The organism is Litchfieldella xinjiangensis (assembly GCF_000759345.1).
Classification (GTDB): Bacteria; Pseudomonadota; Gammaproteobacteria; order Pseudomonadales; family Halomonadaceae; genus Litchfieldella_A; species Litchfieldella_A xinjiangensis.
This window is the reverse complement of sequence record NZ_JPZL01000001.1, coordinates 727,568-753,652: the sequence shown is the minus strand read 5'-3', so window position 1 is coordinate 753,652 and position 26,085 is coordinate 727,568. Positions and strand designations below refer to the sequence as shown.

Below are 26,085 nucleotides of genomic sequence, written 5' to 3'. Positions count from 1 at the left end.
AGCGAGACACGCCATGCAGATTTCAGACAGAACGTTTTTGGTTACCGGTGCCGCCTCGGGGCTGGGTGCCGCTACTGCCGAGCGGCTGGTAGCCGGTGGCGCCCACGTCGTGTTGTGCGACTTGAGCGACACGATCGAGGCATTGGCGGAGCAACTGGGAGATTCGGCCCGGGCCGTACGTGCCGATGTCACCTCCGCTGAAGAGATACAAGCGGCAGTGGACACGGCCGCCGCCTTTGGCGGTCCGCAGTCTGTCTTTGCCGGCGTGGTGCATTGTGCTGGCGTGGTCAGTGTGGCCAAGCTGTTGGATCGTGAAGGAAACCCCGCCGATCTCGACGACTACGCGCGCACCGTGCAAATCAATCTGGTAGGCACGTTCAATGTGATTCGCCTGGCGGCCGCTGCCATGGCAGCGAACGCACCGGGTGATGACGGTGAACGCGGCGTGATCATCACCACCGCCTCGGTGGCCGCTTTCGATGGTCAGGTGGGGCAGGCGGCGTACAGTGCCTCCAAGGCGGGTGTGGTCGGGATGACGTTGCCGCTGGCGCGGGAATTGTCACGTCACGGTATCCGAGTCATGAGCATTGCCCCGGGGGTATTCGAGACGCCGATGATGGCGGATCTTCCGGAAAAAGCCGTCGCCGCGCTATCCGAAGCCGTCCCCTTTCCCAAACGGCTCGGCAAGGCAGCGGAGTTCGCCATGCTCGCAGAGCAGATCATCAGCAACACCATGCTCAACGGTGAAGTAATCCGCCTGGACGGTGGCATTCGCATGCAGTGATTGGCGCATTTACCCTTTGGTCGAAGCGTACCGCGATATTCAAACGACCGCTTGACAGTGGCTCGTCGAAGCCCTAATTTCAAACGATTGTTTGAGAGCGAAACGGTGCCCCGGTTTTCGCCTCGCTGACGTCCCAGGAGTGCTCCATGCCCCACTATCAGGCCCCCTTGCGCGATCTACGTTTCGTAATGGACGAAATGCTCGACTATCCCGCCCACTACGCCCGTCTTCCGGGTGGCGACGAGGCATCGCCCGATGTGGTCGCGGCGATCCTTGAAGAGGGTGCGCGTTTCACCCGCGATGTCCTGTTGCCGCTCAACCAGAGTGGAGACCGGGAGGGATGCTTGCTCGAAGGCGGCGAGGTCAAGGCGCCCAAGGGGTTCAAGGCGGCTTACCAGCAGTATGTAGAAGGCGGCTGGCCGAGCCTGTCGGCCGAGCCTGAGTTCGGGGGCCAAGGCCTGCCACATTCGCTGGGCATGGTGTTGTCCGAGATGATCTGCGCCACCAACCTGGCTTGGGGCATGTATCCGGGGCTTTCTCACGGTGCGGCCGATGCCTTGCGTCATCACGGTAGCGACGAGCAGAAGGCAGCCTACCTGACCAAGCTGGTCGAGGGCGTCTGGACTGGCACCATGTGCCTGACCGAGCCGCACTGCGGCACTGATCTGGGGTTGATCAAGACACGGGCCGTGCCTGGCGATGAAGGCAGCTACGCGATCTCGGGAACCAAGATCTTCATCTCTGCCGGCGATCACGACCTGGCCGAGAACATCGTCCACCTGGTGCTGGCCAAACTGCCCGACGCGCCGGAAGGGTCGAAGGGCATCTCATTGTTCGTGGTGCCCAAGTTCCTGCCCGATGCCGATGGCAACCCGGGGGAGCGCAACGGCGTATCGTGCGGCTCGCTCGAACACAAGATGGGCATTCACGGTAACGCGACCTGCGTCATGAATTTCGACGGCGCGCGTGGCTTCATGATTGGCGAGCCCAACAAGGGCTTGTCCTACATGTTCACTATGATGAATGTGGCGCGTATCGGTGTCGGTATCCAGGGCTTGGGCCTGGCCGAGGCCAGCTTCCAGAATGCGCTGGCCTATGCTCGCGATCGTCTTCAGATGCGCGCACTTTCCGGCGCCAAGGCCCCCGACAAGCCGGCCGATCCGATCATCGTGCATCCCGATGTGCGCCGGATGCTGCTCACCCAGAAGGCCTTTGCCGAAGGCGGGCGCATGCTGGTGATGTATACCGCACAGATGGTCGACCTGGTCGAGCATGGCCCCGATGCAGCCGAGCGTGAACATGCCGAGACGCTGCTCAGCCTGCTCACACCGATCGTCAAGGCCTTCCTCACCGAATCCGGTTTCGAGGCCACCAACGAAGGGGTACAAGTATTCGGGGGGCATGGCTTCATTCAGGAATGGGGTATGGAGCAACTGGTGCGCGATTCGCGCATCACACGGCTCTATGAAGGAACTACGGGCATCCAGGCGCTCGACCTGTTGGGTCGCAAGGTACTGATGAGCCAGGGCGAGGCACTCAAGGTCTTCACCAAGGAGATCCATAAGTTCTGCAAGGCCGAAGCCGAGAATGCCGCACTGAAAGAATTCATCGAGCCGTTGGCCAAGCTCAACGGTGAGTGGGGCGAGCTGACCATGGGCATTGGCATGAAGGCCATGCAGGACCGGGAAGAAGTGGGCGCTGCCAGCGTCGATTATTTGATGTACTCAGGCTATGTGACCCAGGCCTACCTGTGGGCACGGGCTGCCAAGCAAGCCCATCAGGCGCTGGGTAGCGGTGAGGACGCCTTCTATCAGGCCAAGATCGATACGGCCCGCTTCTTCTATCAGCGCTTGCTGCCACGTACCCGGGCCCATGCCCAGATGATTCAGGCTGGCGCGGGCTCGTTGATGGCTATCTCTGCACAGGATTTCGGACTGGGTTTCGAAATCTGATAACGGGGCATGACCCCGATACGATCTCTCTCGGTCAGGCGCTCTGATCGTTTTACCGGCGGCCCTAGGCCGCCGTTTTTTTATTTAATAATCGATGCCTCGGCGGGCCTGAAGACCGTCATTGAAGGCGTGCTTGGTTTCCTGCATTTCGGTGACCGTATCGGCCATGGCAACCAGATCGCGGTGTGCATTGCGCCCTGTGAGAATGACCGTCTGCTCCGCTGGTCGGTTCTCGAGCGCGGTCTTGAGTTCGGCGAAATCCAGGTAGCCGAACTTGACCATATAGGTAATCTCATCGAGCACGACCAGGTACACGTCGGGATCGGCCAGCATGCGCTTGGCTTCGGTCCATACGGCCTGGCAGGCCTGGGTATCGCTGTCACGATTCTGAGTATCCCAGGTGAAGCCTGTAGCCATGACCTGGACTTCCAGGTTGGGATCTTCGCTCAGGCGGTCACGCTCGCCACACTCCCACAAGCCCTTGATGAACTGCACCACACCGACCCGATAACCATACCCCAAGGCACGAGTGACAGTGCCCCAGGCAGCCGTGGTCTTGCCCTTGCCGTTGCCGGTAAATACCAGGACCAGTCCCCGTTGCTCGGTGGCATTGGCGATCTTTTCGTCCACGTGGGACTTGAGTTTCTGCATCGCTTTCTGGTGTCGGGTGTCGCGATCGGTCATGCATTTGCTCCCTGGCTGGGTTTACAGGCTTAGTTTGAAAGCGTGATGGCACGAGAGTACGCCAGACGCAGGGGGGCGGTCATCTGGCCGTAAAGAAAACGTAGCGTGGAAGAAGGAGAGGAAACGCAGGCACAATAAAAAAGGCCCGCGTTTGCGGGCCTTCTTACTCGTCGCCTTGTAGCGCGAGAGCGTGCTAGATCGGATCGATCAGGCAGGCTTGATGTTTGACGCCTGGAGGCCTTTCTTGCCCTGGGTCACGTCAAAAGAAACCTTTTGACCTTCTTCCAGTGACTTGAAGCCATCGGCTTGAATTTCAGAGAAGTGGGCGAAAAGGTCGTCACCACCGTCGCTCGGAGAGATGAAGCCGAAACCTTTGGAATCGTTGAACCACTTGACTGTGCCAGTAGACATATTTCGTATTTCCTTTTAGCGCTAAGCGCCGAGTCATAATTTCCGGGTGTTGCCCGATATTAGAAGGCTAAACAAGGGGATACAACCAGACTACCGAAAAGGATTTCGAGTACTACTGACCATACGTCTTGCCGACCAACTGCAGGCATCCTGACAGTTCCCCGTGGCGGCGTCAAACCTTTTATCGGCCACGGCCTGCATGGTCGATCGCCGAAGGTCGGTTACGGACTACACTGCGTTAAGTGGCGGACAGTTAATCACCTAGTGAGGCCTGACCGATGTACCGATGTGGAACAGCGTGTTGGCTGGCAGTAGTGCTGCTTTTTTCGCCCTCCCTTGTGTTGGCTCAGGACACTGAGGCAGCGCAGGCCGAGCAAAAGGCCGAACGTCTCGAGGAAAGCGTCGTTTCCGGGGATATCGATGCGCATGATGGCGAACCCATTACCCGTAGCGAGGCCCAGGCGGTCGACCCTGACGGCGGGGCGCCCCTGGACGATCCATTGACCTGCCTGGCGCGTACCTTGTATTGGGAAGCCAAGGGCCAGGGCGCCAACGAAATGGAAGCGGTCGCCAATGTGGTCCTGAATCGACTCGCCAGCAAGAATTTTCCCGATTCGGTTTGCGCTGTCGTGCAGGATGGCTCGGAGCAGGGGAGCTGCCAGTTCTCTTGGTGGTGTGACGGTCGTCCCGATCACGTCGTAGAGGACGGGCCCTATGAGACGGCCAAGGAAGTGGCCCGACGTACCCTCAATGGCGACTTGGACGATCGCACGCGAGGCGCGCTCTTTTTTCATCACCGCGGTGTGTCCCCTGGCTGGAGCAGGACATTTACCCGTACGGCGGAAACACGGGAATTCCTGTTTTATGCTCCCGCTGAGGGCGAAATGTAGCGAGATCGACTGTCAGGCTTCGCCTCGCTTGAGCTGTGTGATCATCACTACCATAGTGCTTCCACGCTTACCGTTTGTGGAGACTGATATGTCCGATGCGTTGCTTCTGGGTTGCCCGAGTTGCCATGCCATGAATCGCGTCAGGCAGGCACGCCTCGGCGATTCGCCCGTATGTGGTAAATGCAGGCAGCCGCTTTTCCGCGGAGAGCCGGTCGATGTGACCGCAGCCAATTACGAATCCTTGGTGGCCCGCAGCGAACTGCCGGTCGTGGTGGATTTCTGGGCCAATTGGTGTGGGCCCTGCAAGATGATGGCGCCGGTATTTGCTCAAATGGCAAACGAGTTGGAGCCTCGTATGCGCTTTGCCAAGTTGGATACCGAGGCCGAGCCTTCCTTGGCAGGACGGTTTTCGATTCGCAGTATTCCCACATTGATCGTCTTCAAGGACGGCAAGGAAATCGCACGCCAGCCCGGTGCCATGCAGGGGCCACAACTTCGCCAATGGCTTGAGCCTCATCTCGTCACATCATCGCAGCACTGAATCACCTGGGTTTGGCCACCATCAGATAGAAGATGACGATGAATGCGGCAAAGGCCGGCCAGCCCAGCACGAACCAGATGCGCATGTAGCGTTCGACCCGGGCGGGCGCGGGCTCCCCCTTGCGCAGGGCGTCGGCGGTCATGTCCCTGACCTGGATCTGCAACCACACCACCGGCAGCCAACAAGCGCCCGCCAGGACATACAGCGCCAGGCTCCAGAGTATCCAGCTCTGTGTCAGCGGCCAACCAGCCATATGGACGAGCGCTAGCCCGCTCAATGGCTGGATTACGGCCGTAGTCGCTATGAACAACCAGTCTGCTGTCACGAGATAACGAAAGGTCGCCGCCATGACGGTGAGATTTTGGCTGCGCCAGGCCCGCAATGTGTAATAGGCGGAGCCCAGCCCAGTACCGAACAGGAGCGTCGAGGAAAGGATGTGCAGCGTCTTGAGAAGTAGGTAGGGCGTCATTGGGCTTTCCTGGTGTCGGGTTGGGTGGCGCGAGGTTCGGTCCAAAGCAACCACAGGGTCGCAATCAATAGCCCCGCATTCTTCAATACGGAAGCGAACGGGTCGTACCAGTACTGGGGGACCAGAAACGTGATCAACACCATGTAGCTCAGCATCAATGCGATCTGTGCTTTCAGGGCGGGCCGACGCCAGTAGCGCGACAACAGGCCTATGCCCAGCATCGCATCGAGCAAGGCGCCTCCAATAACGGCAAGCGATGCAGGCCATCCATGCACACCGGCCTCCGCCATGATGCCGAGCCCCCAGGCATAGCCGGGTCCCAGGCAGGCCACGGCCGTTCCCAGCCAGATGACTATCATGACACCCAATAGGATCGGCCTTAGTGCCATCGAGGCGCTCTGCAACGGATTCGGCCACTCGCCAAGGCGTGACTCAAAGGAAGCGGCACGGAACCCGCAGGCTTGTTCCAGAGGTTGGGAGGAGGCCGTATTGTCGCGGCCGGCCATACGTAGGGTCTGTGTATTGAGGGCCTGCCAGCCGAGACGATCACCCAGCCGTGCTCCCGTGGCCGACACCCAGCGGGGTAATTGCATGTACTGGGCGGGGGTCCAGCCTTGCGATATACGCAAGCGGTCGATCAGTTGCGGAAGCGTCATCGGGTCCGGGCCCACCACCGGATATATCGACGTCTGGTCCGGCCAGCGATCCAGCAATGACAAGACTGCACCCACCAGATCGTCGATATGGACTGGCTGTACCTGCGAGCGGGTATCCATCAAGGCTATCCATGGCAGGGGCGAGAGCCGTGAAAGCCACCCGCTGCTGGCCCCTCCAGGTCCGATGACCATTGAGGGACGCAGGATCACCGCACGTTGTGATGATGATAGTAACGCTTCGTCGGCAAGCGACTTGCTATCCAGGAAGGGAATGTCGGGCTGGTCTCCTGCGCCAAGGGCAGAGACCTGGATGATCCGCGTCGCATGGCGCTCGGCAAGTGAGAAGAGAGCCCGTGCCCCCCGATCCTGTATTGCATATAGCGTGTTCTTGTCGGTTCCCAGGAGGCCGCTGGCATTGATGACCACATCGACCCCGTCCGGCCATGTGAACGTGTCTGGGTCGTCAGCCAGTGTCGAGAGATCCAGAGCCCGCCACTCGACACCCGGTAGATCAGGGCCGCGTCCGCTGCGTGAAGTGGCTATGATCGTGTACTGACCGCGCTGCAGCGCGGTAAGCAGATGTCCGCCGATAAAGCCGGTTGCGCCTACCAGGAGTATTCTCATGCAGCGTCCTTGTTGTTGCAGCGTCCTTATTGCAGAGTCAGTTATCGCCTAACACCATGAATTCTAGAGGGAAGGCGTCAGGTCGTGACCTCATACCAGATCCACACACTGAACAGCGCTATACCGACGAGGCCGACGGCGCGCGAGTGGCGCTCCCAGAGCCGAAGCGCCGCGTCGCCCACCAGGGCAACCAACAGGGCGAGGCCGAAGTAGCGCAGCCCTCGTCCAAGCATGGCGGCGAGCAGGAACAGCGGGTAGGGGTAGCCGGTCGCACCGGCACCCAGCATGGCGATCTGGAAAGGAATCGGCACGATACCAATGGACATGATGGTCATGAAGCCATCTTCCTGAACCTCTGAGCGGAACGTTTCGTAGGCCTCTTGGCTACCAAAGAAGCCGATCAATGTATCGCCCCATTGGTCCATGGCCGTCACGCCCAACACATAGCCGAGCGAGGCCGCTGTCAGGTTGCCTGCCAGCGCCACCGCGGCAATCGTCCACTTGCGGTCGGGATGCCATAGCATCCACGGAATCAGGATGACCTCGATAGGGATGGGGATCAGCAGCGTCTCCAGCATCGATAGCCCGAACAAGAGCCAAAGGGCATGACGAGATTCATTCAGGCGGTCGAGCCAATCCTGTGAAGAGGTCAACTTGTGTCGTGACATGGTTTTGGGCGCATCCTTGCGGGTTCATGGCAAGGATAGACGCTGTGCTTTCAGCTGTAGAGGTTTGGAAAGCTTGAGATAAATTGTGTATATCGTTTTATGGTTATTAGTATAAATACGTAAATATTTACAATATTATTGTATCATTCAGCGGTATTAATTTTTCTTAATTAGTTTAAAAACAAAGGCTTATTTAAGAGTATCAAGAACCATTGACGATTAAGGTTTCGGTTCTTGCTTCCGATATCCCCCGTATCGCAGAGAGCAGGACACAGTAATCCTGCCAATGTCGATAGCAAACCACAGGGCATGGCTTGGTCAGCAATTACGGGGAAAATCAAATGAAACGTCTTTTGGGGAACTTGTCGGTCAAGGCGAGCCTGACCGCGGTGTTAGGGCTCTTTACCTTATTGATCGGTTTGGTGTCCTTTCTGGGCTACAACGCCAGTAATATGGGCGCCGGGGCTCTGTCAGAACTCAACATCATCAATGTGCAGCAGCTCAATGAACTCAACCGTGCTCAGGTGAACGTCGCCGACACGCAGTTGAGCTTTCTCAATCATCTCGATGCGCTGAACGAAGGGCAACATGCCCTGGCGGCGAGTTATCTCGAGGCAGGCGAGGATTTCCTTGTTGGCGCCAAGGAGCGCTTTGCCAACTTTGTCGCTGCGCCAAAGACGGAACTAGGCCGTCCCTATGCCGATACCCTTGAGACGATCTTCAATCGTCTGATGGAACGGGGTCTGGTTCCGCAGCTTGAAGCGCTCAAGCGTGGCGACGATAGCGGTTATCGGTTAGCCAAGCGTGACGGGGACGCAATCAACCAGGAGTTTATCAAGGCTAACCAGAATTTCGTGACTTTCGCCAGCGACCGAGGCAGCAATCTCAGAGAACGCTTTGCCACCATGATGGCGACCTATACCATGATTGGTCTGGCCGTGTTGCTATTAGTGGTCGGGTGTGTCGTGGCGGTACGTATTGCCATGGTTCGTATCATCATTCGCCCCTTGCAAGAGGCGGTCGAGCATTTCGAGCTGATTGCCAAGGGCGACCTGTCACGAGGGATCGCCGACCGCGGCCGCAACGAAATCGGCCAACTCTTCCTTGCAATGCAGCACATGCAGAGTGGTCTCTACCAGACGGTGTCCACCGTGCGCGACAGCAGTGGCTCGATTCACATCGGCGCTAGCGAGATTGCCAGCGGTAACGCCGACCTATCTTCACGTACCGAAGAACAGGCAGCCTCCTTGCAGGAAACCGCAGCCAGTATGGAGCAGCTCACCGCGACGGTGCGCCAAAACGCCGAGAACGCCCGTCAGGGCAGCAGTCTGGCCAAGGAAGCCTCCAGTACCGCAGGGCGCGGGGGGCAGGTGGTCAACGAGGTCATCGAGACCATGCACGGTATCTCTGACAGTTCGCGCAAGGTCAGTGAGATCATCACCGTCATCGACTCGATTGCTTTCCAGACCAATATCCTCGCGCTGAATGCCTCGGTAGAAGCGGCCCGTGCCGGTGAGCAGGGGCGCGGCTTTGCGGTCGTGGCCAGCGAAGTGCGCAACCTGGCAAGTCGCAGCGCAGAAGCTGCAGGCGAGATCAAGCGCCTGATCGAAACCTCGGGCGAACAGGTCGCCAAGGGGTCGACATTGGTCGAGAGTGCGGGTGCCACCATGAAGGAGATTCTGTCCTCGGTGGGGCGCGTTACCGACATCATGGATGAGATTTCCGCAGCCTCCCAGGAGCAGAGTTCGGGTATCGAACAGGTCAACACCGCCGTGTCGCAGATGGACGAGGTGACCCAGCAGAACGCCGCGCTGGTGGAACAGGCCTCCTCAGCCGCCGCTTCGCTCGAAGAACAAGCCGCGCAGCTGGAGTCGGCGGTGGCGATCTTCCGTCTATCCGCTAATGAGCAGCCGCGAGCCCTCAAGGCGCCAAACGCTCAGGCCAAGGGCATGCCGAGTCACAAGGCGGTAGCGCAATTGGTCTCTGGCCCGTCAGCGAAGCCTGCGGCGAAGTCAAACAAGGAAAGCGAGCTGGAGTGGGCGGAATTCTAGACTCTCCAACTAGCCAGCCTGGAACCGGGGGACTTGCGTCCCCCGGTTTTTTTATGGTCTCGTTTAAATGCCGCGGCTCAGTGGGCTACGCTGGTAGCAGGCGAAATGGAGCGTAATTTCAGGGAGGGTAGGGGCATGTCACTACGCAAGACGTTGCTATCGGCGTTCCTCGTGGCGTCAAGCGCTTGGCTGGTGGGCTGTGAGCTGTATAACGATGATGACGTCACCGAAGAGACGAGCACAGCCCAGCCGCCTGAAATGGTGGAGCGCGAGACCAACGCCCCGCGTGAGCACGAGGAGCTGACGACCGGTTCGGCCGGCACGACCAGTGGCATCACTGGTTCCGATATGAACGAATCGGACGAAACGACCGGCAGCGGCCAGAGCCAGGGCGACGACCTGTTCCAGACCGTGCCCGCAGGCTCGACGGACGCTCCCGACCACGAAACATCGACGCCGGAACAACAATCCAGCGATACCTCAGATAACCCTGCCGGCGGCAATGCCGGCGGTCAGGGCAAGACCCAAGGCAGTACCAACCACTCCCCCGACGAGAACCAGGGGCAGTAATACCACCGACCTAGCTTGTTACAAATCAAAACAGCGAAACTCGCCTTTACCGGCTTAGAGTCGCTACGTTTTAGTCATAGCCACATGCTTTACGCGGCTTTACTGCGGACAGCATGACCCAGGGAGGAGGCACCATGACCCTACGCGTCACACGACGTCAATTCTTCAAGCTCGGCGCTGCTGGCATGGCAACCTCGAGCATGGCCATGATGGGGTTCGCCCCGGAGCCGGCCGTCGCATCGATTCGCCATTTCAAGCTGACTGCCGCCAAGATCACCCGCAATAACTGTACCTACTGCTCGGTCGGCTGTGGCGTCCTGCTTTATAGCCGCGGCGATGCCAGCATTAACAACGTCGACGATATCTTCCATATCGAGGGCGACCCGGATCATCCGGTGAGCCGTGGCTCCTTGTGTCCCAAGGGTGCCGGGCTGCTCGATTTCGTCAAAAGCCGCTCGCGGCTCTCCCATCCAATGGTTCGCGAGCCGGGCACCGACGAATGGAAACGCATCAGTTGGCCTGAGGCGCTGGATCGCATATCCCGGCACATGAAGGATGATCGCGATGCCAACTTCGTTGGCCAGGATGAGCAGGGCAACACGGTCAATCACTGGGTCACGACCGGGTTTCTGGCTGCGTCTGCATCATCCAACGAGACGGCCTATCTCACCCACAAGGTAGTACGCAGTCTCGGCATGCTGGCTTTCGACAACCAGGCGCGCGTCTGACACGGACCGACGGTGGCAGGTCTTGCCCCAACATTCGGTCGCGGTGCCATGACCAATCACTGGGTCGACATCCGCAATGCCAATTTGATTCTTTCCATGGGCGGCAATTCTGCCGAAGCGCATCCCGTGGGTTTCCGCTGGGTCATGGAGGCCAAGGAAAAGAACGATGCCCGCCTGATTTCGGTTGACCCCCGTTTCACACGGACCGGGGCAGTTTCTGATTTTCACGCGGAGATCCGTACAGGGACGGATATCGCCTTCTTGGGCGGCCTGATCAATTTCCTGATCGAGACCGATCAGTTCCACCACGAATATGTGCGTGAGTACACCGATGCCAGCTTGATCGTACGCGAGGACTTCGGCTTCGATGACGGGCTCTTCACGGGCTTCGATGCCGAGAGTGGCAGCTACGATACCGAAACCTGGCATTACGAGCATGACGAGGATGGCTTCGCACGGCGTGACGAGACGCTGCAGCATCCGCGCTGCGTCTTCCAGCTGATGCGCGCGCATTTCAGCCGCTACACGCTGGACGTCGTGCAGAGTGTTTGCGGTACGCCTCGTCACAAGATCGAGCGCGTCTGGAACATGATTGCCGAGACGGTCGTGCCGGATAAGACCATGACCATTCTCTATGCCCTGGGCTGGACACAGCACTCGATCGGCTCGCAGATCATCCGTACTGCGGCCATCGTGCAATTGCTTCTGGGTAATATGGGTATGCTCGGTGGCGGGGTGAATGCCCTTCGCGGCCACTCCAACATTCAGGGCCTGACCGACCTCGGGCTGCTCTCGAACCTGCTGCCTGGCTATATGCAGTTGGCGGGCTCTGAGGAGCAGGATTATCAGGAATATATCGCCGAGCGTGCCCGGGCGCCCCTGGTACCCGATGAGGTCTCCTACTGGCGCAATTACGAGCGTTTCCACGTCAGCCTGATGAAGGCGTGGTTCGGCGAAGCCGCGACCGAGGAAAACGATTGGTGCTATGACTGGCTGCCCAAGCTGAGCGTCAATCTCTACGACGTGCTGCATACCTTCGAACGTATGAGCCAGGGCGAGGTCAACGGCTACTTTTGCCAAGGTTTCAATCCGTTGGCGGCCTTCCCCCATAAGGAGAAAGTCACGGCCTCCTTGTCGAACCTGAAGTACCTGGTCGTCATGGATCCGCTTTCCACCGAGACGGCGGAATTCTGGAAGAACCGCGGTGAGTTACACGACGTGGATCCCAGCGAGATCCAGACCGAGGTATTCCGGCTGCCCACAACCTGCTTTGCCGAGGAAAACGGCACTATCGTCAATAGTGCGCGGTGGCTCCAGTGGCACTGGGGTGCGGCGCCGCCTCCCGGTGAGGCGAAGCCGGATGTCGAAATCATTGCGGGTCTGTTCCATCGCCTTCAGGCCATGTACCGCGAAGAGGGGGGGCCGTTCCCCGATCCCATTCTCAACCTGACATGGCCCTACCGGCGCCCGGAAGAGCCGCGGCCGGAGGAGTTGGCGCGGGAATACAACGGCTGGGCGCTCGAGGACGTCTACGACGAGAATCAGAATCTCATCTGTGGTCGTGGTGAGCAGGTCGGTGATTTCGGCACACTACGTGCCGACGGGTCGACTGCCTGCGGCTGTTGGCTATTTGCCGGTTGCTGGACCGAGGATGGCAACCAGATGGCACGGCGTGACAATTCCGACCCGTACGGGATCGGCATGACGCTGGGTTGGGCCTGGGCCTGGCCGGCCAACCGCCGCATCCTCTATAACCGGGCCGGGGCACGCCCCGATGGCACGCCCTGGGCGCCGAACAAGGCGCTGGTATGGTGGAACGGCAGTCGTTGGGTGGGGGCGGATGTTCCCGATTTCCCGGTGACCTCGCCGCCCTCCGCTGGGCTAGGTCCGTTCATCATGAACCAGACCGGGCGCGGTCAACTGTTCGCGCGTGAGCGTATGGTGGAAGGGCCTTTCCCCGAGCACTACGAGCCGTTCGAGACGCCGGTCGCCAATAACGCCCTGCACCCGAACAACCCGCTGTCCAAGCACAATCCAGCGGCACGGGTCTTCGAGCAGGATCGTGAAAACTTCGGCACGCTGGAAGAGTATCCGTACGCCGCGACGACCTACCGGCTGACCGAGCACTTCCACTACTGGACGATGCATGCACGGCTCAATGCCATCATGCAGCCGGAAAAGTTCATCGAGATCGGTGAAACCTTGGCCAACGAGTTGGGGATCGAGAAGGGCGACCGGGTCCGGGTCAGCTCCAAGCGCGGTCATGTCGATGCGGTGGCCGTGGTGACCAAGCGTATCCGCCCACTGCAGATGGGCGACAGGACCATCCATCAGATCGGGATACCGATCCACTGGGGGTATCTGGGTGAGACCAAGAAGGCGCAGTTGACCAATGCGCTGACGCCCTTCGTGGGCGATGCCAACACCCAGACGCCGGAATTCAAGTCGTTCCTGGTCCGGGTCGACAAGCTGTAAGGAGGCGAGATGAGAGGCGATCAGATCAATCTGCAAAATATCACCGCCCGCTCGGCGACCTCACCGCCGTCGCCCCAGGTACGCGATGGCGGGGTGGAACGGGTCACGAAACTCATCGACGTGTCGCGCTGCATTGGCTGCAAGGCCTGTCAGGTGGCGTGTTCCGAGTGGAACGATTTACGCGATGACGTAGGCGAGTGCGTGGGGGTCTATGACAACCCCGTGGATCTCTCACCGAATAGCTGGGAGGTGATGCGCTTCAACGAATACGAGGACGAGCAGGGTAATCTGGAATGGTTGATCCGCAAGGACAACTGCATGCACTGCGCCGAGCCGGGCTGCCTCGAAGCGTGCCCGGCACCGGGAGCGATCGTTCAGTACGCCAACGGCATCGTCGATTTCAATTCAGAGCACTGCATCGGCTGCGGCTACTGCGTGGCGGGGTGTCCCTTCGATATCCCGCGTATCTCGAAGAAAGACTCCAAGGCCTATAAATGCACGCTGTGTTCAGACCGCGTCTTTCATGGTCTGGAGCCGGCCTGCGTCAAATCGTGCCCCACGGGGTCGATCATGTTCGGTACCCGCGAAGACATGCACGAGCTGGCTCAGTCGCGCACCGAGTACCTTCATGGGCGAGGCTTCGAGAATGCCGGTATCTACGACCCCGAAGGCGTAGGTGGTACTCACGTCATCTATGTCCTGCAGCATGCCGACAAGCCGGAGATCTATAATGGCTTGCCCAACGATCCACGCATAAGTCCGCTGGTGGATGCCTGGAAGGGAGTGACCAAGCCCCTGGCCTCGGTGGCCATCGGTCTGGCGGCACTGACGGGCTTCTTCCATTACGCGACCCAGGGGCCTAAAGAGGTGCCCAAGGAAGAGTACGATGAGGTCGAAGACGCCGAGACGCATGAGGAGGACCGCACATGAGCCAGTCCAAAAAGGAACGAGGCATACTCCGCTATGGGTGGTTCTCGCGTCTGAACCACTGGACGATCGCCATCAGCTTCGTGCTGCTGGTGCTTAGCGGGCTGGCCCTGTTTCATCCGTTCTTCTGGGGATTCACCGCCTTGTTCGGCGGGCCGATCATGACGCGGATTCTGCACCCCTTCATCGGGGTGTTCATGAGCGTATTCTTCGCCATCATGGCGGTACGCTTTTTCAAGGACAGTCTCATCAAGCGCCACGATATCCAGTGGCTGAAGCAGATCAAGGATGTGCTCAGCAACCGGGACGAGAAGTTGCCACCGGTGGGCAAAAGCAATGCCGGCCAAAAGCTCGTTTACTGGATCATGGTATTCAGCGTCCCCGTCCTGCTGGTCACTGGGGTCATTATTTGGCAGCCTTATTTTGCCGACGCCATGCCAATCACCCTGTTGCGCCTCGGCGCGCTGCTGCATGCCTTCGTGGCGTTTCTGGCCATCATCACCTTGATCATCCATATCTACTCGGGGATCTGGGTGAAGGGCTCGTTTCAAGCCATGGTGCGTGGGCGCGTCAGTAAGGCCTGGGCCAAGCACCATCATGATCTGTGGTATCAGGAAAAGATGGACGAAGAGCGCCGGCGGAAAGAGTCCCTGGATCGTATAGCGGGGCAATGACCGCAACCCAGCCGCTCAAGACGGCTACCGAGGATCAAGGAGTTACAGTGAGTCACGCATACGGAAATGCCCCGGTAGGCATCATGGATCCGCCATCGGTGGTGCTCCCCGAGGCTGGCCTGTTTGCTGAGCGTGCCCAGCGGTTGAAGGGCTTGTCCGAGACGGTCGAGCCGCTGTCAGACTTCCTGGCCTTCATGGGACAGGTGGCCCACGCTCAGCATCGGGTCCTTGAGACATCGACCCCCACATGGCTGCCCGAACCCGATGCCTTCGACATGGCGTTGAAGCATGGTATGCCCCCGTTGGGTATCGATGCACTGAAACGTGATATCGATGTAAAAAGCGAGCTCGCTGCGCTTCTCGACGCGCTCGAGCTGCACGTGGGTGACGCTCAGCGTCCGCTGCTCGATCAACTACGTGGCCTGGAGGCAAATGAACTACAGAGCCTGATCGAGGATATCCTCGATCGTCATCCTGGTGACCCGTCACGGCGAGGCGTGATGCCGCTGGTGGCTGCGGCCATGCAGGTCGCCTGGGTCCGTATGGCACAACGACTCCCACGCGCACCCGAACGCCCCGAATCCGAGGCACGCGCGTTATGTCCCTGCTGTGGGTCGGCACCGTCTTCCAGTATCATCCAGATCGAGCAGGAGCGAAGTGGCGTCCGCTACCTGGTGTGCGGGCTATGTGCCACGCAGTGGTATCTCGAGCGCTCCAAGTGCAGCGTTTGCGATCAAAGTGGCAAGATCAGCTATCTGGGGCTCGAGGATGAGGCGGGGGAGCAGCTTCTTCCCGTTCAGGCGGAAACCTGTGGCGACTGCCACAGCTATCTAAAGATCGTGCTGCGCGAAAGCGATGCCCAGGCTGAGCCGATCGCCGATGATCTGGCCAGCCTGGCGCTCGATTTGCTGTTGGCCGAAGAGGGGGAGTTCCAGCGTAGCGGGTATAACCCCTTGTTCATCGCCGAGGGATGATGTGCCTTCGCAAGAACGACCTTGGCCGGGGCGTGGACGCGGGGCGCCCCATCATGCTATGCCATAGGGGCTGATTTGCGACCTTGGGCATGGACATGAAGACGACAATGGATGTTAGACGCCAACTTCCGGCGGTCGATGCGCTGCTGATGCATCCCGGTGTGCAGGAGGCGAGTGCCCGATATGGGCGACGCCTGGTGCGACGCGCAGTGCGGCAAACGCTGGATGACATACGCGCGCAGCTGCATGAGGCAGCCACAACGACCTCGACCCCAGCGTCGGCGTCCCTCAACGATGCCGCAAGCCCCGATAGCCTGGTGGGGCAGGTCATGGACTGTCTGGAGCGACTCTCGCGTCCCAACAGCCGTGTCGTATTCAACCTGACCGGCACGGTCATTCACACCAATCTTGGGCGCTCGCCCCTGGCCGAGTCGGCCATCGAGGCGATGGCCCAAGCCGCACGTGACCCTGTGGCGCTCGAATACGATCTGGAGAGCGGCGGTCGGGGCGATCGTGACAGGCTGGTCGAATCCCTGCTTTGCGAACTCACCGGGGCTGAGGCTGCCACGGTGGTCAACAACAACGCCGGTGCCGTGGTCCTCAGTCTTGGAGCCTTGGGTGCCGGTCGCGAGGCAGTGATCTCGCGAGGTGAGCTGATCGAGATCGGCGGGGCTTTTCGCATGCCGGACATCATGCAGGCGGCCGGGTGTCGGCTGCATGAAGTGGGGGCCACGAACCGCACGCATGCGCGGGATTTCGAAGCCGCCATGAATGAAGATACCGGTCTGATCGTCAAGGCGCATACCTCCAACTACGCCATCACGGGCTTCACCAAAAGCGTTCCCGAGCACATCCTGGCCGACATTGCCCACGCAAGGGGGGTCCCCTTGCTGGTCGATCTTGGCAGCGGCGCCTTGACCGATCTTGCTGCGTATGACCTTCCATACGAGGCCCAGCCCCGCGATTCCATTGCGGCAGGGGCCGATGTCGTCACGTTCAGTGGGGATAAATTATTGGGGGGGCCCCAGGCGGGTATCATCGTGGGCCGTCGCTCCCTGATCGACACCATCAAGCGGCACCCACTGAAGCGGGCCTTGCGACTCGACAAGCTCACCCTCGCGGCACTGGAAGCGACACTGCGTATCTATCGGGATAGCGACGATCCGAGCCAGCATGTACCGACGCTGGCGATGCTCTCCCGGCCGGAAAGCGAGATCGAAGCGACGGGGGAGCGGCTATGGGTGCATTGCAATGACGTGCTGGACGATTTCGAGGTGGCACTCAGGCCCTGCATGAGCCAGCTCGGCAGTGGTTCGCTGCCCGTCGACCGCTTACCCAGTCGCGCGCTGGTCTGGACCCCACGCGGCGTGGATCGTCAGGGACGGGAACGTGCCTTGCGCCTTCTGGAACGGGCGTTTCGCAGCCTGCCGCGCCCGGTCATCGGACGCTTGCGCGACGGGGCCTTTCATCTCGACCTTCGCTGCCTGGACGATGCACGCAAGGAGGCGCTCTTCATCGACCAGCTCGAGACGCTCAAGCATCACTTTCGCCGACAGGAGGCGCGCTGATGATCATTGGTACGGCTGGCCACGTCGACCATGGCAAGACGGCCCTCGTCGAGCGCCTGACCGGAATCGATACGGACCGCCTTAAGGAAGAGAAGGCTCGCGGATTGACCATTGAAGCGGGCTTCGCCTATCCCGAGTTAGAGGACGATGGCGAGCTTGGCTTCGTCGATGTCCCGGGGCATGAGAAATTCATTCACAACATGCTGGCGGGAAGTGCCGGTATCGATACGGTCCTGCTGGTCGTGGCCGCTGACGACGGTGTCATGCCGCAGACGGTCGAGCACGTCCAGATCTTGCAGCTGCTAGGGCTGTCGCGTGGCTGGGTGGCCATGACCAAGACCGATCTCGTCGATGACGTTCGTTGCGCCGAGGTAGAGCGTGAGATCGAGACACTGCTCGATGCGACGCCCCTGGCCGGCATGCCGGTCTATCGAGTATCGAGCTACAGCGGTGAGGGCATCGAGGCCCTACGTGCCACATTGTGGCAACAGGCGGCTGAGGCGTCCCGATCGCCGGCACGCGGCGCGTTTCGCCTGGCGGTGGATCGTGTTTTCAGCAAGACGGGAGCTGGGCTGGTGGTAACCGGCACGGCCCTGTCTGGCATGGTTGCCAAGGGCGATAGTGTGCGCCTCGTAGGATCCGGCAAGCCGGCGCGGGTTCGCAGCCTGCGCCGCCAGCACCGGGATAGCGACTATGCCTGGCAGGGCGATCGTGTCGCTCTCAACCTGGCCGGGGCGGGTATCGAGCGAGAAGCGACGGCCCGCGGCGACTGGATCGTCGATGAGTCGCTCGTTACCCCCGAGCTGACTCGCCTGGACGTTCATGTCGAACTGCTTAATGGGGCGCCCATCGTGCGTCATTGGACCCCGGTGCACATTCACCTGGGGGTGGCCCATGTCACGGGGCGATTGTCGCTCCTGGAGGGGCAGCGCCTTTCACCGGGAGAGGGCATGTTGGGGCAATTGGTGCTCGATCGTCCGGTGCATGCCTGTCTCGGAGACCGGGCGGTGATCCGAGATCACGGTGCCCATCTGACGTTGGGTGGAGCCACCGTGCTCGATGGCGACCCGCCACGCCGGGGGCAGCGAGCGCCGAAGCGCCTGGCCTGGTTGAGTACCCTTGCCGACGCCGTGGCCAACGGGCCTCCCTACGATCTCGAACGTCCGCTTAAGGCAGCGCTTGAGCTCAAGTCCGACGGTCTGGCCCTCGACACGATGGCTCGTACGGTCAATGTGCCCCTTGAGACCTTATCTGAACAGGTCGAGGCCTTGGGGGGGCGGGTCATTACGCAGCAGGGCCAATCCCGCGCCTTTTCTCGGCAGGCCGTCGAAGCCCTTGAGCAGCGCGTCATCGAGACGGTCGAAGCCAATCATGCCCGGGAGCCCTCCATGCTGGGGACTGAGCGTGAACGGCTGGGACGACAGGCGATGCCGGGACTGCCAAGTCTCTTTTTTCGGCCCTTGCTCAATACCCTCATCGAATCGGGGCGACTGGAACAACACGGTCCCTTCGTCTCGCTGCCCGGTCACCGTGTCGCCCTCGATGCGAATGACGAGGCGCTCTGGCTTCGCCTGGAGCCATTGCTGGCAGCTCAGCCGTTCCAGCCGCCGCGGGTGCGCGACCTGGCGACCGGCGAAGGTCTCGATGAGCAACGGGTTCGTCAGGCATTGATGGCTTGTGCTCGACTGGGCAAGGTCTATCAAGTTCGCAAGGACCATTTCTATCTAGCCAGCGCAATCCACGACATGGCGAGAATCGTCGAGGCGTTGGCTGAGGAGAAAGGCGCGGCACGAGCAGCCGATTTCCGCGACCGGATTGGCACTGGGAGAAAATTAGCCATTCAAATTCTTGAATTCTTTGATAGGCTAGGGTTCACGCGGCGGGTCAGAGACGATCACCTCTTGCGCCGCGAAGCGCTCTGGAGCTAGCGCTTCACGAGGTCACGACGCTCATGGAAGAGGATCGACCCCCGGTGGGGCGGCCTGACTTCAAATCAGGCAGGGGCTGCCAGCAGTCCCTGGTGGGTTCGACTCCCACGCTCTTCCGCCAATCCATATTCGCTCAGTGATCTGAATCAATCGACCGATCGGCTCACCAGCTGCCCCTGCTGCCTGCATACCTTGAAGGCTACACACCGACCGAATTCAATCGAGCGGCTTCGTTCGCGGCGTCGTCAGCAAATTTGAAACGAGCGATGACTTCATCTTCGCCCGCGCTTCGGCTATCCACGACCCACCATTCTGTCGGTTCACCGCCGTGGTCCTGGTCAGCCGCTGGTTTCACAACATAGACATCCATATGGCTCTCCCCGTTGGTAATTAATGTCACGATGGTGGTGGCTGTTACGTCATGCCCGGTTGAAACTCCTCACTCCCGTAAGGTTAAGAACGTGACCGAGCCGACTGAGCAAAACCGTTCTTGAGGTCTTTCTGGGCGTGCGGCATAGTTACTTTGCGTAAAGGAGTGGTTACGGAGTGTTTGCCAAGGGAGTGGCGCGCGACCGCCGCCAGGGAGGGCGGGGTGATGCGCACCGGCCGTCAAGGATATGACAGCTTGGGTTTGATCCATGAAAAGCGCCCTTCAAAAAGGGCGCTTTTTTCACGCTAAGCCAGCTGTCATTAACGGCGACGACGCGCGTCGCTACGCGTGTCGTTCTGCGCCTCGTCCTGATCGGTCACGTTTTCCCAGGCTTCCTGCCCTTTGCGCTTGGCCTTGTCCCGATTTTCGGATTTACGAAGCCACCACGCTGCACCCGCGGCGAGTAGACCTTTCATAGCTCCTCCTTGCATTGCGGAATATCTCACCTCTCTGTATGGATGCCAGCGTGGGTTGGGTCAAGGGAGGCGGGGCGGGGGTAGCCATAGGCGAGCCTCTGGTATATCGTCGTTTACTTAACTTGAGTTAATATATTTGTCACAGGGGTCGGTTACCCTGACGGCTCAATACAGCATAAGGCAGGAGGCCATATGTTTAATCGTTCCAGGAAAGTCGCGTGTCCCGAGTGCAACGAAGCCAACTTCTGGAAAGGAGACCCGAAGTCGGAAGACGTTCTCAGTTGTCGTGCCTGTCAGGCCGAGATCATCACCTATGCGGATTATATTGAAAGTACGATTCGCAAGGAGGCCGAGCGCATGCTGGCCGAATTCACGGAAGCGGATACCGCTCATGATCTCGCTTACCTGAAGGAAATGCTGGCACGTCCCGAGCAGCGGGCCAGGGTTTGACGATTGCGCTCCGTCATCGTCCGTCGTGATGCCGATGACGGAGCGCAGCCCATCTCTGCCATGCCTTTGACGGATTTATCAGTTGGCTATTCGCAGCGGTGACATTGCCCCCGTGCCAGGATGGCCTCGCTGATGCGTTCCAATCCCAGTAGATAGGCCGCCCGCCGATAGGGAATGTTCCGTGTCTCGGCACGTTCCATGACACGCTGGGCTTCCCGCGTCATGCGCTCCGCCAACCGCTGGTTCACGCTATCTTCTTCCCAGTATTCCCCTGAGCGGTTCTGAATCCACTCGTAGTAGCTGACAACGACACCGCCAGCATTGGCTAGAACATCGGGTAGAACAGGAACATTTCGCTTGGCCAAGGCCTCGTCGGCTTCTCGAGTCACAGGGCCATTGGCAATTTCCAGCAGCAGCCCGGCTCTGACCGATTCCACATTATCCACATGGATCTGATTCTCCAGGGCACCGAGGGCCAGAACATCGACGTCCAGGGCAAGTAATTCCTCCTGTTCTATCGTCTTGGCGCCCTTGTGTTCACAAACGGAATTCTCGCAATACACCATCCCCTTGAGGCGTTGATTGCGGGTCTTTTCTTCCTTGATGGGGTCCGGATCGAGCCCTTCGGGGTGATGAATCGCTCCCTTGGAGTCTGAGATCGCCACGATGCGGTAACCCCGCTGATGTGCGAGCCGCGCGAAATGGTAGGCAGCATTGCCGAAGCCCTGTACGGCGATAGTCGTGTCTTCTGGCTTGCGCTCGTTTCGCTCTGCCCAGAGATCGAGCACCTGGAGTGCCCCGCGGCCGGTGGCGGCTACGCGGCCTAGCGAGCCGCCCAGCGCAATCGGCTTGCCGGTAAGCGCTGCCGGTATCTGGTCACGCTGTATGGCATCGTATTCGTCGCTCATCCAACCCATGATCGTGGCGTTGGTGTTCATGTCCGGCGCGGGGATATCGCGATCCGGGCCGATGACATCGGCGATGGCGCGCAGGTAACCGCGTGATAGTCGCTCCAGCTCCAGAGACGAGAGCGCTTTGGGGTCGACCTGGACGCCACCCTTGCCCCCGCCGTAAGGTAGCCCGAGCACGGCGCATTTGACCGCCATCCAGAAGCTCAGGGTGCCCACCTCCTGCTGGTCAACGCTGGGATGAAAACGAATGCCCCCCTTGGCGGGGCCCAGGCTGGTGTCATATTGGGTTCGCCACCCTGGGAACACCTTCAGGCTGCCGTCATCCATGCGAACGTGGACACCGACCTGCAGCGACAGGTTGGGTTGTAACAGGCGTTGCCGAACGTCCTCACTGGTATCCAGTTCATCAAGCACCTCATTCAGCAGGATGCGGGCATCGTCAAACAAATGGCTCGAGTGGTGTCGGTCCTGTGTCATCACACTCTCCGTGTCTGGGTGAGGGATAATCCTTGCCGTGAGCGCTGTCGTGTCTCCAGCCTAGCAGGCCTGCAATAAGAACCGCAGGCGTGTGATGGCGGGCATGACTACTCTCGTAGTGGGTTCATTCGTCTCGGTGGAGAAGGGTCTGGATGGTTGCGTTTTTGACAGCGAAACGAGGGATGAAACTTCTCCTGGCTATCCTGCTGTGTCCCGTGCCTGTCATGGCGCAGAGCGACACCAGTCATATCGCGATATGTGAAAGACCCGGCACCGAGGGGGCATGGGACGCCAGTTTCTTTACTTCCCAAGGGGTACCGCGTTGGTTGGAGATCGATGCAGTCATGACATCCAATGAGCGAGAAAGCATCGCCAGGAAGGCCTGCGAGGGCGTCGAACTCCCGGTTGCCCGTGAGCGCATCGCATGGGTAGGTCCAGCGGGAACCATCCTCGGCGAGACCTTGCCAGACGCCGTGACATTGCAGGGCGACCTGGAACGCAACCCGCCCACCGTCAGCGAGGTTATCTGGCATGGCGTCGATGAGGATGCGTCCGCACCCGACGAGTGGCCCAGGCGGCCATTGGCCCACCTCGAACGGGTGACATTCGGGGGTGAAGAGAGGGTCAGTCTGGGGAGCGAGACGCGATTCGAGTGTCGGCCCGGCGAAGCGACGGCGGGGTTGCTGCTGCGTGACGAGCGGCCCTGGCCCTCGTCTCGGCCGCAACGTCTGGAGGTGACCGCCTCGGGGGCAGGACGCTTCGAGATTGCCGTATCGGATCGCCAAGGGCTGGCCCGGGAGGCGCCGGTCTCGCTCGGTACCTTCGAGGCCGGGAAACTACCCCAGCGTTTTTCCTTTACCCTGCCGAGCCATGCAACGGGCCTCGAAAGTGGCTGGGTGGGCGTGTCATTGGTCTGTCCGCCGGGGAGGGCGCACCTGGAACTGCACGACATCGTCTTGTCTCCAGAAGCCAGCACGCCTCGGCCGCGTTCTGCCTGGGTGTGGTCGCCTCAGGTCTGGCAGGACGCGGCTGAGGATCTATGGGCGCTGGTTGATCGACAACGTCTGGACGAACTGTTCATCAGCGTTCCGGTGACCCTGGAAGGTGACGTGGCCGAACGCGAGAGGCTGACGCAATTTATCACCCAGGCTACAACGCGCGGCGTGGCGGTCTGGCCAGTCATCGGCGATCCTCGCGATGTGCTTTCATCCAGCTTGCCAGCGCTAATCAATCGCCTTGAGGCCTACCGAAGTTACAATGCCTCGGCGGATGAGCATGCGCGTTTGGCAGGCGTGCAGCTGGATATCGAACCTTACTTGCTGCCAGGCTTCGCTACGGCCATGGCGCACTGGCGCGAGCGCTATATCGAAACCATACAGACGGCGCACAAGGTGCTCGACGGGCAGTTGGCGCTCGATCTCGTCATGCCGGTCTGGTGGGGCGACCATGCCGACTGGGGCGAGGCACTGCTGGATCCTTTGGCAATGGCGAACCTCAGCATCACGGTCATGAATTATCGCACCGACCCCGGGCAACTGTACCGCGGCGCCGTCCCTTTCCTCGAGTGGGGGCGCGATCATGGCATCCCAATCCGAATGGCCCTGGAAACCGGCACCCTGCCTGACGAGAACCGCCATACCTTCAAGCAAGCCGATAAAGGCGAAAGGGCAGCATTATGGCTAGTCGATGATCTTGAGACGCCCCTGTTGGTCTGGCTGAATTCGCCGGAACGTGATCTACCTGGTCAGCCCTTCACATTGATAAGACGCGAGGCCTTCCCGGCCTCACGGCTCACCTTTGGCGGCGACCAGGCTCGGCTGAATGAGGTTGCCGATCAGTTGTCCGAGGCCTGGAGCGTCTGGCCAACGTTCGAGGGAATCGCCCTGCATGGCCTCGATGAGCATAACCTTGGTGTCGAATAGCTCAAATGGCAGGCAGGCCCTAGGAGAGATGGTCTCGCCTTCAATGGGTTAATAACGCGAGCAAATCGGCGTGACGATGAGGCGGCGCAATGATCAGACTATGCCCTGCGTCGGGTTCACACTCTCCGGTGAGATCGGTTACCGTACAGCCCGCTTCCCGCGCGATGAGCATTCCTGCTGCGATATCCCACAATTCAAGCTTGGCGCCGCTATTCCAGAAGGCGTCGAAACGCCCCAGGGCGACATAGGCGATCTCGAGGGCAGCCGAGCCGGGGCTGCGGATTCCGGCCACATGGGGCATGAGCCGCGAGACCTCTCGGCTACTGGCGCCGCAGTCCCCCTTCCCATGGTAGGGAAAGCACGTGCTTACCAGCATGGCAGAGAGCTCACGCGCCGGCGGGGATGGCAGGCGCTCATGGTTCAGGTAAGCCCCTTCGCCTCGACAGGCCCAGAGCATCTCATCCAGTACCGGCTGATGAACCACGCCGATGATGGCCTCATGGCCCTTGTACACGGCAATCGAAACGGAAAAATGTGGGATCTTATGGACGAAGTTGTTAGTGCCGTCCAGCGGATCGATGATCACGGTGTACTCGCTACCTTCCGCCACCAGCTCGCCGGACTCTTCGCCGAGGAAACTCACCTCGGGAAATGCGCCGCGTACGGTCGCGATGATCGCTTGCTCGGCGGCGCGGTCATAGTGGGTGACGAAATCCGATGCTCCCTTGCGCTCGAAGGCCATCGGGTCACGCTCCCGGTATCCCTCCAACAGGATAGCGCCAGCATCTCGCGCTGCTTGCTTGACCACCTCGGCCAGGGCGTTTTCGCGTGTAGAAAGCATTAGCTGACTCCTTGTTGAGTACGTTTCCCGCTGGCCTGATTGAAAGGATGCAGTGCCGAGGGCAGAACATGGAAGCGCATCGTCTCGCCCTCGGCTACGGGAGGGCGGGCCGAGGTCCGTATCACGGTAGGCTGGTCGCTGCCTTCCAGGCTGACGTAGAGATGGCTTTCGGCCCCGGCCGCTTCAAAGAGCTCGACCGTACCGGTCACGACGAGGTGATCCTCGTCAGGGGCTTCAATGCGCAGATCATCGGGACGAATACCGATGACATCGGTGTCAGCCGCTAGGTGGTCGAGCAGGCCGTTTGCCCCTCGTTCGCGCAAATAGGCGACTGGCAGCATGTTCATGGCGGGCGAACCAATGAATGTCGCGACGAACATCGAGGCGGGCTTTTCATACACCTCCATGGGAGTGCCAACCTGTTCGATACTTCCACCGTTGAGTACCACCAGACGATCACCCAGGGTCAGTGCTTCGAGTTGATCGTGCGTTACATACAGACTGGTGGTCTTGAGCCGCCGCTGGAGTTGCTTGATTTCGACCCGCATCTGAACACGTAACTTGGCGTCCAGGTTGGAGAGCGGTTCATCGAACAGGAATGCCGAGGGTTCGCGTACCAGGGCGCGTCCCATGGCGACTCGCTGGCGCTGGCCCCCCGACAGTTTTCGCGGCTTTCTTTCCAGGAAAGGTTCGATTTCCAGCATGGCTGCTGCATCGTGCACGCGGCGCTCGATTTCCTCGCGCTTCACACCGCGATTCTTTAGCCCGTAAGCCAGGTTGCCGAACACCGTCATATGCGGGTAGAGGGCGTAATTCTGAAAAACCATGGCGATGTCGCGCTCGGCCGGCTCGAGGTCGTTGACGACGCGGTCATCGATTTTCAATGTGCCGTCCGTGATGGTTTCGAGCCCTGCCACCATCCGCAATAGCGTCGACTTGCCACAACCCGAGGGGCCGACCAGCACTACGAATTCTCCATCGGCAATCTCCAGGTCGATGCCTTTCACTGCCTCGACATTTCCCGCATAGGTCTTCTTCAGGCCTGTTAACTGAATACTTGCCAC

The 26,085-nt window shown here is 60.0% G+C and carries 24 protein-coding genes and 1 tRNA gene; 15 read left to right on the top strand and 10 right to left on the bottom strand.

Going from position 1 to position 26,085, the window contains the following annotated elements; all coding sequences use genetic code 11:
* Nucleotides 1-13: 13 nt before the first annotated feature.
* Together JH15_RS03620 and JH15_RS03615 are read left to right on the top strand one after the other, a co-directional pair.
* Complete coding sequence (locus tag JH15_RS03620) at nucleotides 14-784, top strand: SDR family NAD(P)-dependent oxidoreductase (protein ID WP_043527083.1); 771 nt, start codon at nucleotides 14-16, stop codon at nucleotides 782-784.
* A gap of 146 nt (nucleotides 785-930) precedes the next feature.
* The gene (locus tag JH15_RS03615; RefSeq protein ID WP_043527081.1) at nucleotides 931-2,736 is read left to right on the top strand and encodes an acyl-CoA dehydrogenase C-terminal domain-containing protein; all 1,806 of its coding nucleotides are present in this window, start codon (nucleotides 931-933) and stop codon (nucleotides 2,734-2,736) included.
* A gap of 84 nt (nucleotides 2,737-2,820) precedes the next feature.
* Here the strand turns inward: JH15_RS03615 and cobO are convergent, their stop codons facing one another.
* Together cobO and JH15_RS03605 are read right to left on the bottom strand one after the other, a co-directional pair.
* Nucleotides 2,821-3,420, bottom strand: a complete 600-nt coding sequence (cobO, locus tag JH15_RS03610; RefSeq protein WP_043527079.1) for a cob(I)yrinic acid a,c-diamide adenosyltransferase — start codon at nucleotides 3,418-3,420, stop codon at nucleotides 2,821-2,823.
* 207 nt (nucleotides 3,421-3,627) lie between these two features.
* A complete protein-coding gene (locus JH15_RS03605; RefSeq protein ID WP_043527076.1) occupies nucleotides 3,628-3,831 on the bottom strand; it encodes a cold-shock protein in 204 nt (67 codons plus the stop codon).
* A gap of 314 nt (nucleotides 3,832-4,145) precedes the next feature.
* Between JH15_RS03605 and JH15_RS03600 the strand changes: the two genes are divergently transcribed.
* Together JH15_RS03600 and trxC are read left to right on the top strand one after the other, a co-directional pair.
* A complete protein-coding gene (locus tag JH15_RS03600) occupies nucleotides 4,146-4,721 on the top strand; it encodes a cell wall hydrolase (protein WP_231566365.1) in 576 nt (191 codons plus the stop codon).
* A gap of 88 nt (nucleotides 4,722-4,809) precedes the next feature.
* The gene (gene trxC, locus JH15_RS03595) at nucleotides 4,810-5,262 is read left to right on the top strand and encodes a thioredoxin TrxC (protein ID WP_043527071.1); all 453 of its coding nucleotides are present in this window, start codon (nucleotides 4,810-4,812) and stop codon (nucleotides 5,260-5,262) included.
* Nucleotide 5,263: 1 nt separating this feature from the next.
* On the opposite strand, the gene JH15_RS03590 is transcribed toward trxC, so the two are convergent.
* The 3 genes from JH15_RS03590 to JH15_RS03580 form a co-directional block, all read right to left on the bottom strand.
* Nucleotides 5,264-5,731 carry a DUF2269 family protein gene (locus JH15_RS03590; RefSeq protein ID WP_043527069.1) on the bottom strand — a complete coding sequence of 156 codons (468 nt, stop codon included), beginning with the start codon at nucleotides 5,729-5,731 and terminating at the stop codon, nucleotides 5,264-5,266.
* On the bottom strand, nucleotides 5,728-7,011 hold the full coding sequence (locus JH15_RS03585; RefSeq protein ID WP_043527066.1) for an SDR family oxidoreductase: 1,284 nt from the start codon (nucleotides 7,009-7,011) through the stop codon (nucleotides 5,728-5,730). The genes JH15_RS03590 and JH15_RS03585 overlap by 4 nt, the downstream gene beginning before the upstream one ends.
* Before the next feature lie 77 nt (nucleotides 7,012-7,088).
* Nucleotides 7,089-7,679, bottom strand: coding sequence for a YqaA family protein (locus JH15_RS03580; protein ID WP_043527064.1), 591 nt, complete (start codon nucleotides 7,677-7,679; stop codon nucleotides 7,089-7,091).
* A 341-nt stretch (nucleotides 7,680-8,020) separates the two neighbouring features.
* Here JH15_RS03580 and JH15_RS18440 point away from each other — a divergent pair, with 341 nt between their 5' ends.
* From JH15_RS18440 to JH15_RS03530, 9 genes are all read left to right on the top strand, one after another.
* Entirely contained in the window at nucleotides 8,021-9,730 is a 1,710-nt protein-coding gene (locus tag JH15_RS18440; RefSeq protein WP_043527062.1) for a methyl-accepting chemotaxis protein, read from the top strand.
* 135 nt (nucleotides 9,731-9,865) lie between these two features.
* The gene (locus JH15_RS17445; RefSeq protein WP_052383878.1) at nucleotides 9,866-10,300 is read left to right on the top strand and encodes a hypothetical protein; all 435 of its coding nucleotides are present in this window, start codon (nucleotides 9,866-9,868) and stop codon (nucleotides 10,298-10,300) included.
* 113 nt (nucleotides 10,301-10,413) lie between these two features.
* Nucleotides 10,414-13,503 carry a formate dehydrogenase-N subunit alpha gene (gene fdnG / locus JH15_RS03560; RefSeq protein ID WP_479691125.1) on the top strand — a complete coding sequence of 1,030 codons (3,090 nt, stop codon included), beginning with the start codon at nucleotides 10,414-10,416 and terminating at the stop codon, nucleotides 13,501-13,503.
* Between the two features lie 9 nt (nucleotides 13,504-13,512).
* Entirely contained in the window at nucleotides 13,513-14,433 is a 921-nt protein-coding gene (gene fdxH, locus JH15_RS03555) for a formate dehydrogenase subunit beta (RefSeq protein WP_043527056.1), read from the top strand.
* Nucleotides 14,430-15,104 (top strand): formate dehydrogenase subunit gamma, encoded by a 675-nt coding sequence (locus JH15_RS03550; protein WP_043527054.1) that lies wholly within the window; start codon nucleotides 14,430-14,432, stop codon nucleotides 15,102-15,104. The genes fdxH and JH15_RS03550 overlap by 4 nt, the downstream gene beginning before the upstream one ends.
* Before the next feature lie 47 nt (nucleotides 15,105-15,151).
* A complete protein-coding gene (gene fdhE, locus JH15_RS03545; protein ID WP_231566364.1) occupies nucleotides 15,152-16,078 on the top strand; it encodes a formate dehydrogenase accessory protein FdhE in 927 nt (308 codons plus the stop codon).
* Between the two features lie 107 nt (nucleotides 16,079-16,185).
* A complete protein-coding gene (gene selA, locus JH15_RS03540; protein ID WP_081948854.1) occupies nucleotides 16,186-17,646 on the top strand; it encodes an L-seryl-tRNA(Sec) selenium transferase in 1,461 nt (486 codons plus the stop codon).
* A complete protein-coding gene (gene selB, locus JH15_RS03535; protein WP_043527049.1) occupies nucleotides 17,646-19,574 on the top strand; it encodes a selenocysteine-specific translation elongation factor in 1,929 nt (642 codons plus the stop codon). The genes selA and selB overlap by 1 nt, the downstream gene beginning before the upstream one ends.
* A 25-nt stretch (nucleotides 19,575-19,599) precedes the next feature.
* A tRNA-Sec gene (locus JH15_RS03530) sits at nucleotides 19,600-19,695 on the top strand.
* A gap of 78 nt (nucleotides 19,696-19,773) precedes the next feature.
* Here the strand turns inward: JH15_RS03530 and JH15_RS18000 are convergent.
* Nucleotides 19,774-19,944 carry a hypothetical protein gene (locus JH15_RS18000; RefSeq protein WP_156105236.1) on the bottom strand — a complete coding sequence of 57 codons (171 nt, stop codon included), beginning with the start codon at nucleotides 19,942-19,944 and terminating at the stop codon, nucleotides 19,774-19,776.
* A 320-nt stretch (nucleotides 19,945-20,264) separates the two neighbouring features.
* Entirely contained in the window at nucleotides 20,265-20,420 is a 156-nt protein-coding gene (locus tag JH15_RS17995; protein WP_156105235.1) for a hypothetical protein, read from the bottom strand.
* A 192-nt stretch (nucleotides 20,421-20,612) separates the two neighbouring features.
* On the opposite strand from JH15_RS17995, the gene JH15_RS03525 reads away from it, so the two are divergent.
* Nucleotides 20,613-20,870, top strand: coding sequence for a hypothetical protein (locus JH15_RS03525; protein WP_043527046.1), 258 nt, complete (start codon nucleotides 20,613-20,615; stop codon nucleotides 20,868-20,870).
* An 86-nt stretch (nucleotides 20,871-20,956) separates the two neighbouring features.
* Here the strand turns inward: JH15_RS03525 and JH15_RS03520 are convergent, their stop codons facing one another.
* The gene (locus JH15_RS03520; RefSeq protein ID WP_052383876.1) at nucleotides 20,957-22,258 is read right to left on the bottom strand and encodes a Glu/Leu/Phe/Val family dehydrogenase; all 1,302 of its coding nucleotides are present in this window, start codon (nucleotides 22,256-22,258) and stop codon (nucleotides 20,957-20,959) included.
* A 182-nt stretch (nucleotides 22,259-22,440) separates the two neighbouring features.
* Between JH15_RS03520 and JH15_RS17440 the strand changes: the two genes are divergently transcribed.
* Nucleotides 22,441-24,180: a hypothetical protein gene (locus tag JH15_RS17440; protein ID WP_052383875.1), complete on the top strand. Its 1,740-nt coding sequence runs from the start codon at nucleotides 22,441-22,443 to the stop codon at nucleotides 24,178-24,180.
* 40 nt (nucleotides 24,181-24,220) lie between these two features.
* On the opposite strand, the gene JH15_RS03505 is transcribed toward JH15_RS17440, so the two are convergent.
* Nucleotides 24,221-25,021, bottom strand: coding sequence for an inositol monophosphatase family protein (locus JH15_RS03505; RefSeq protein WP_052383874.1), 801 nt, complete (start codon nucleotides 25,019-25,021; stop codon nucleotides 24,221-24,223).
* Nucleotides 25,021-26,085: a sn-glycerol-3-phosphate import ATP-binding protein UgpC gene (locus JH15_RS03500; RefSeq protein ID WP_043527041.1), complete on the bottom strand. Its 1,065-nt coding sequence runs from the start codon at nucleotides 26,083-26,085 to the stop codon at nucleotides 25,021-25,023. The genes JH15_RS03505 and JH15_RS03500 overlap by 1 nt, the downstream gene beginning before the upstream one ends.

Coding starts and splice junctions, on each gene's coding strand:
- JH15_RS03620 (WP_043527083.1), top strand. CDS start 14: ATGCAGATTTCAGACAGAACGTTTTTGGTTACCGGTGCCGCCTCGGGG.
- JH15_RS03615 (WP_043527081.1), top strand. CDS start 931: ATGCCCCACTATCAGGCCCCCTTGCGCGATCTACGTTTCGTAATGGAC.
- cobO (WP_043527079.1), bottom strand. CDS start 3,420: ATGACCGATCGCGACACCCGACACCAGAAAGCGATGCAGAAACTCAAG.
- JH15_RS03605 (WP_043527076.1), bottom strand. CDS start 3,831: ATGTCTACTGGCACAGTCAAGTGGTTCAACGATTCCAAAGGTTTCGGC.
- trxC (WP_043527071.1), top strand. CDS start 4,810: ATGTCCGATGCGTTGCTTCTGGGTTGCCCGAGTTGCCATGCCATGAAT.
- JH15_RS03590 (WP_043527069.1), bottom strand. CDS start 5,731: ATGACGCCCTACCTACTTCTCAAGACGCTGCACATCCTTTCCTCGACG.
- JH15_RS03585 (WP_043527066.1), bottom strand. CDS start 7,011: ATGAGAATACTCCTGGTAGGCGCAACCGGCTTTATCGGCGGACATCTG.
- JH15_RS03580 (WP_043527064.1), bottom strand. CDS start 7,679: ATGTCACGACACAAGTTGACCTCTTCACAGGATTGGCTCGACCGCCTG.
- JH15_RS18440 (WP_043527062.1), top strand. CDS start 8,021: ATGAAACGTCTTTTGGGGAACTTGTCGGTCAAGGCGAGCCTGACCGCG.
- JH15_RS17445 (WP_052383878.1), top strand. CDS start 9,866: ATGTCACTACGCAAGACGTTGCTATCGGCGTTCCTCGTGGCGTCAAGC.
- fdxH (WP_043527056.1), top strand. CDS start 13,513: ATGAGAGGCGATCAGATCAATCTGCAAAATATCACCGCCCGCTCGGCG.
- JH15_RS03550 (WP_043527054.1), top strand. CDS start 14,430: ATGAGCCAGTCCAAAAAGGAACGAGGCATACTCCGCTATGGGTGGTTC.
- selA (WP_081948854.1), top strand. CDS start 16,186: ATGGATGTTAGACGCCAACTTCCGGCGGTCGATGCGCTGCTGATGCAT.
- selB (WP_043527049.1), top strand. CDS start 17,646: ATGATCATTGGTACGGCTGGCCACGTCGACCATGGCAAGACGGCCCTC.
- JH15_RS18000 (WP_156105236.1), bottom strand. CDS start 19,944: ATGGATGTCTATGTTGTGAAACCAGCGGCTGACCAGGACCACGGCGGT.
- JH15_RS17995 (WP_156105235.1), bottom strand. CDS start 20,420: ATGAAAGGTCTACTCGCCGCGGGTGCAGCGTGGTGGCTTCGTAAATCC.
- JH15_RS03525 (WP_043527046.1), top strand. CDS start 20,613: ATGTTTAATCGTTCCAGGAAAGTCGCGTGTCCCGAGTGCAACGAAGCC.
- JH15_RS03520 (WP_052383876.1), bottom strand. CDS start 22,258: ATGACACAGGACCGACACCACTCGAGCCATTTGTTTGACGATGCCCGC.
- JH15_RS17440 (WP_052383875.1), top strand. CDS start 22,441: ATGAAACTTCTCCTGGCTATCCTGCTGTGTCCCGTGCCTGTCATGGCG.
- JH15_RS03505 (WP_052383874.1), bottom strand. CDS start 25,021: ATGCTTTCTACACGCGAAAACGCCCTGGCCGAGGTGGTCAAGCAAGCA.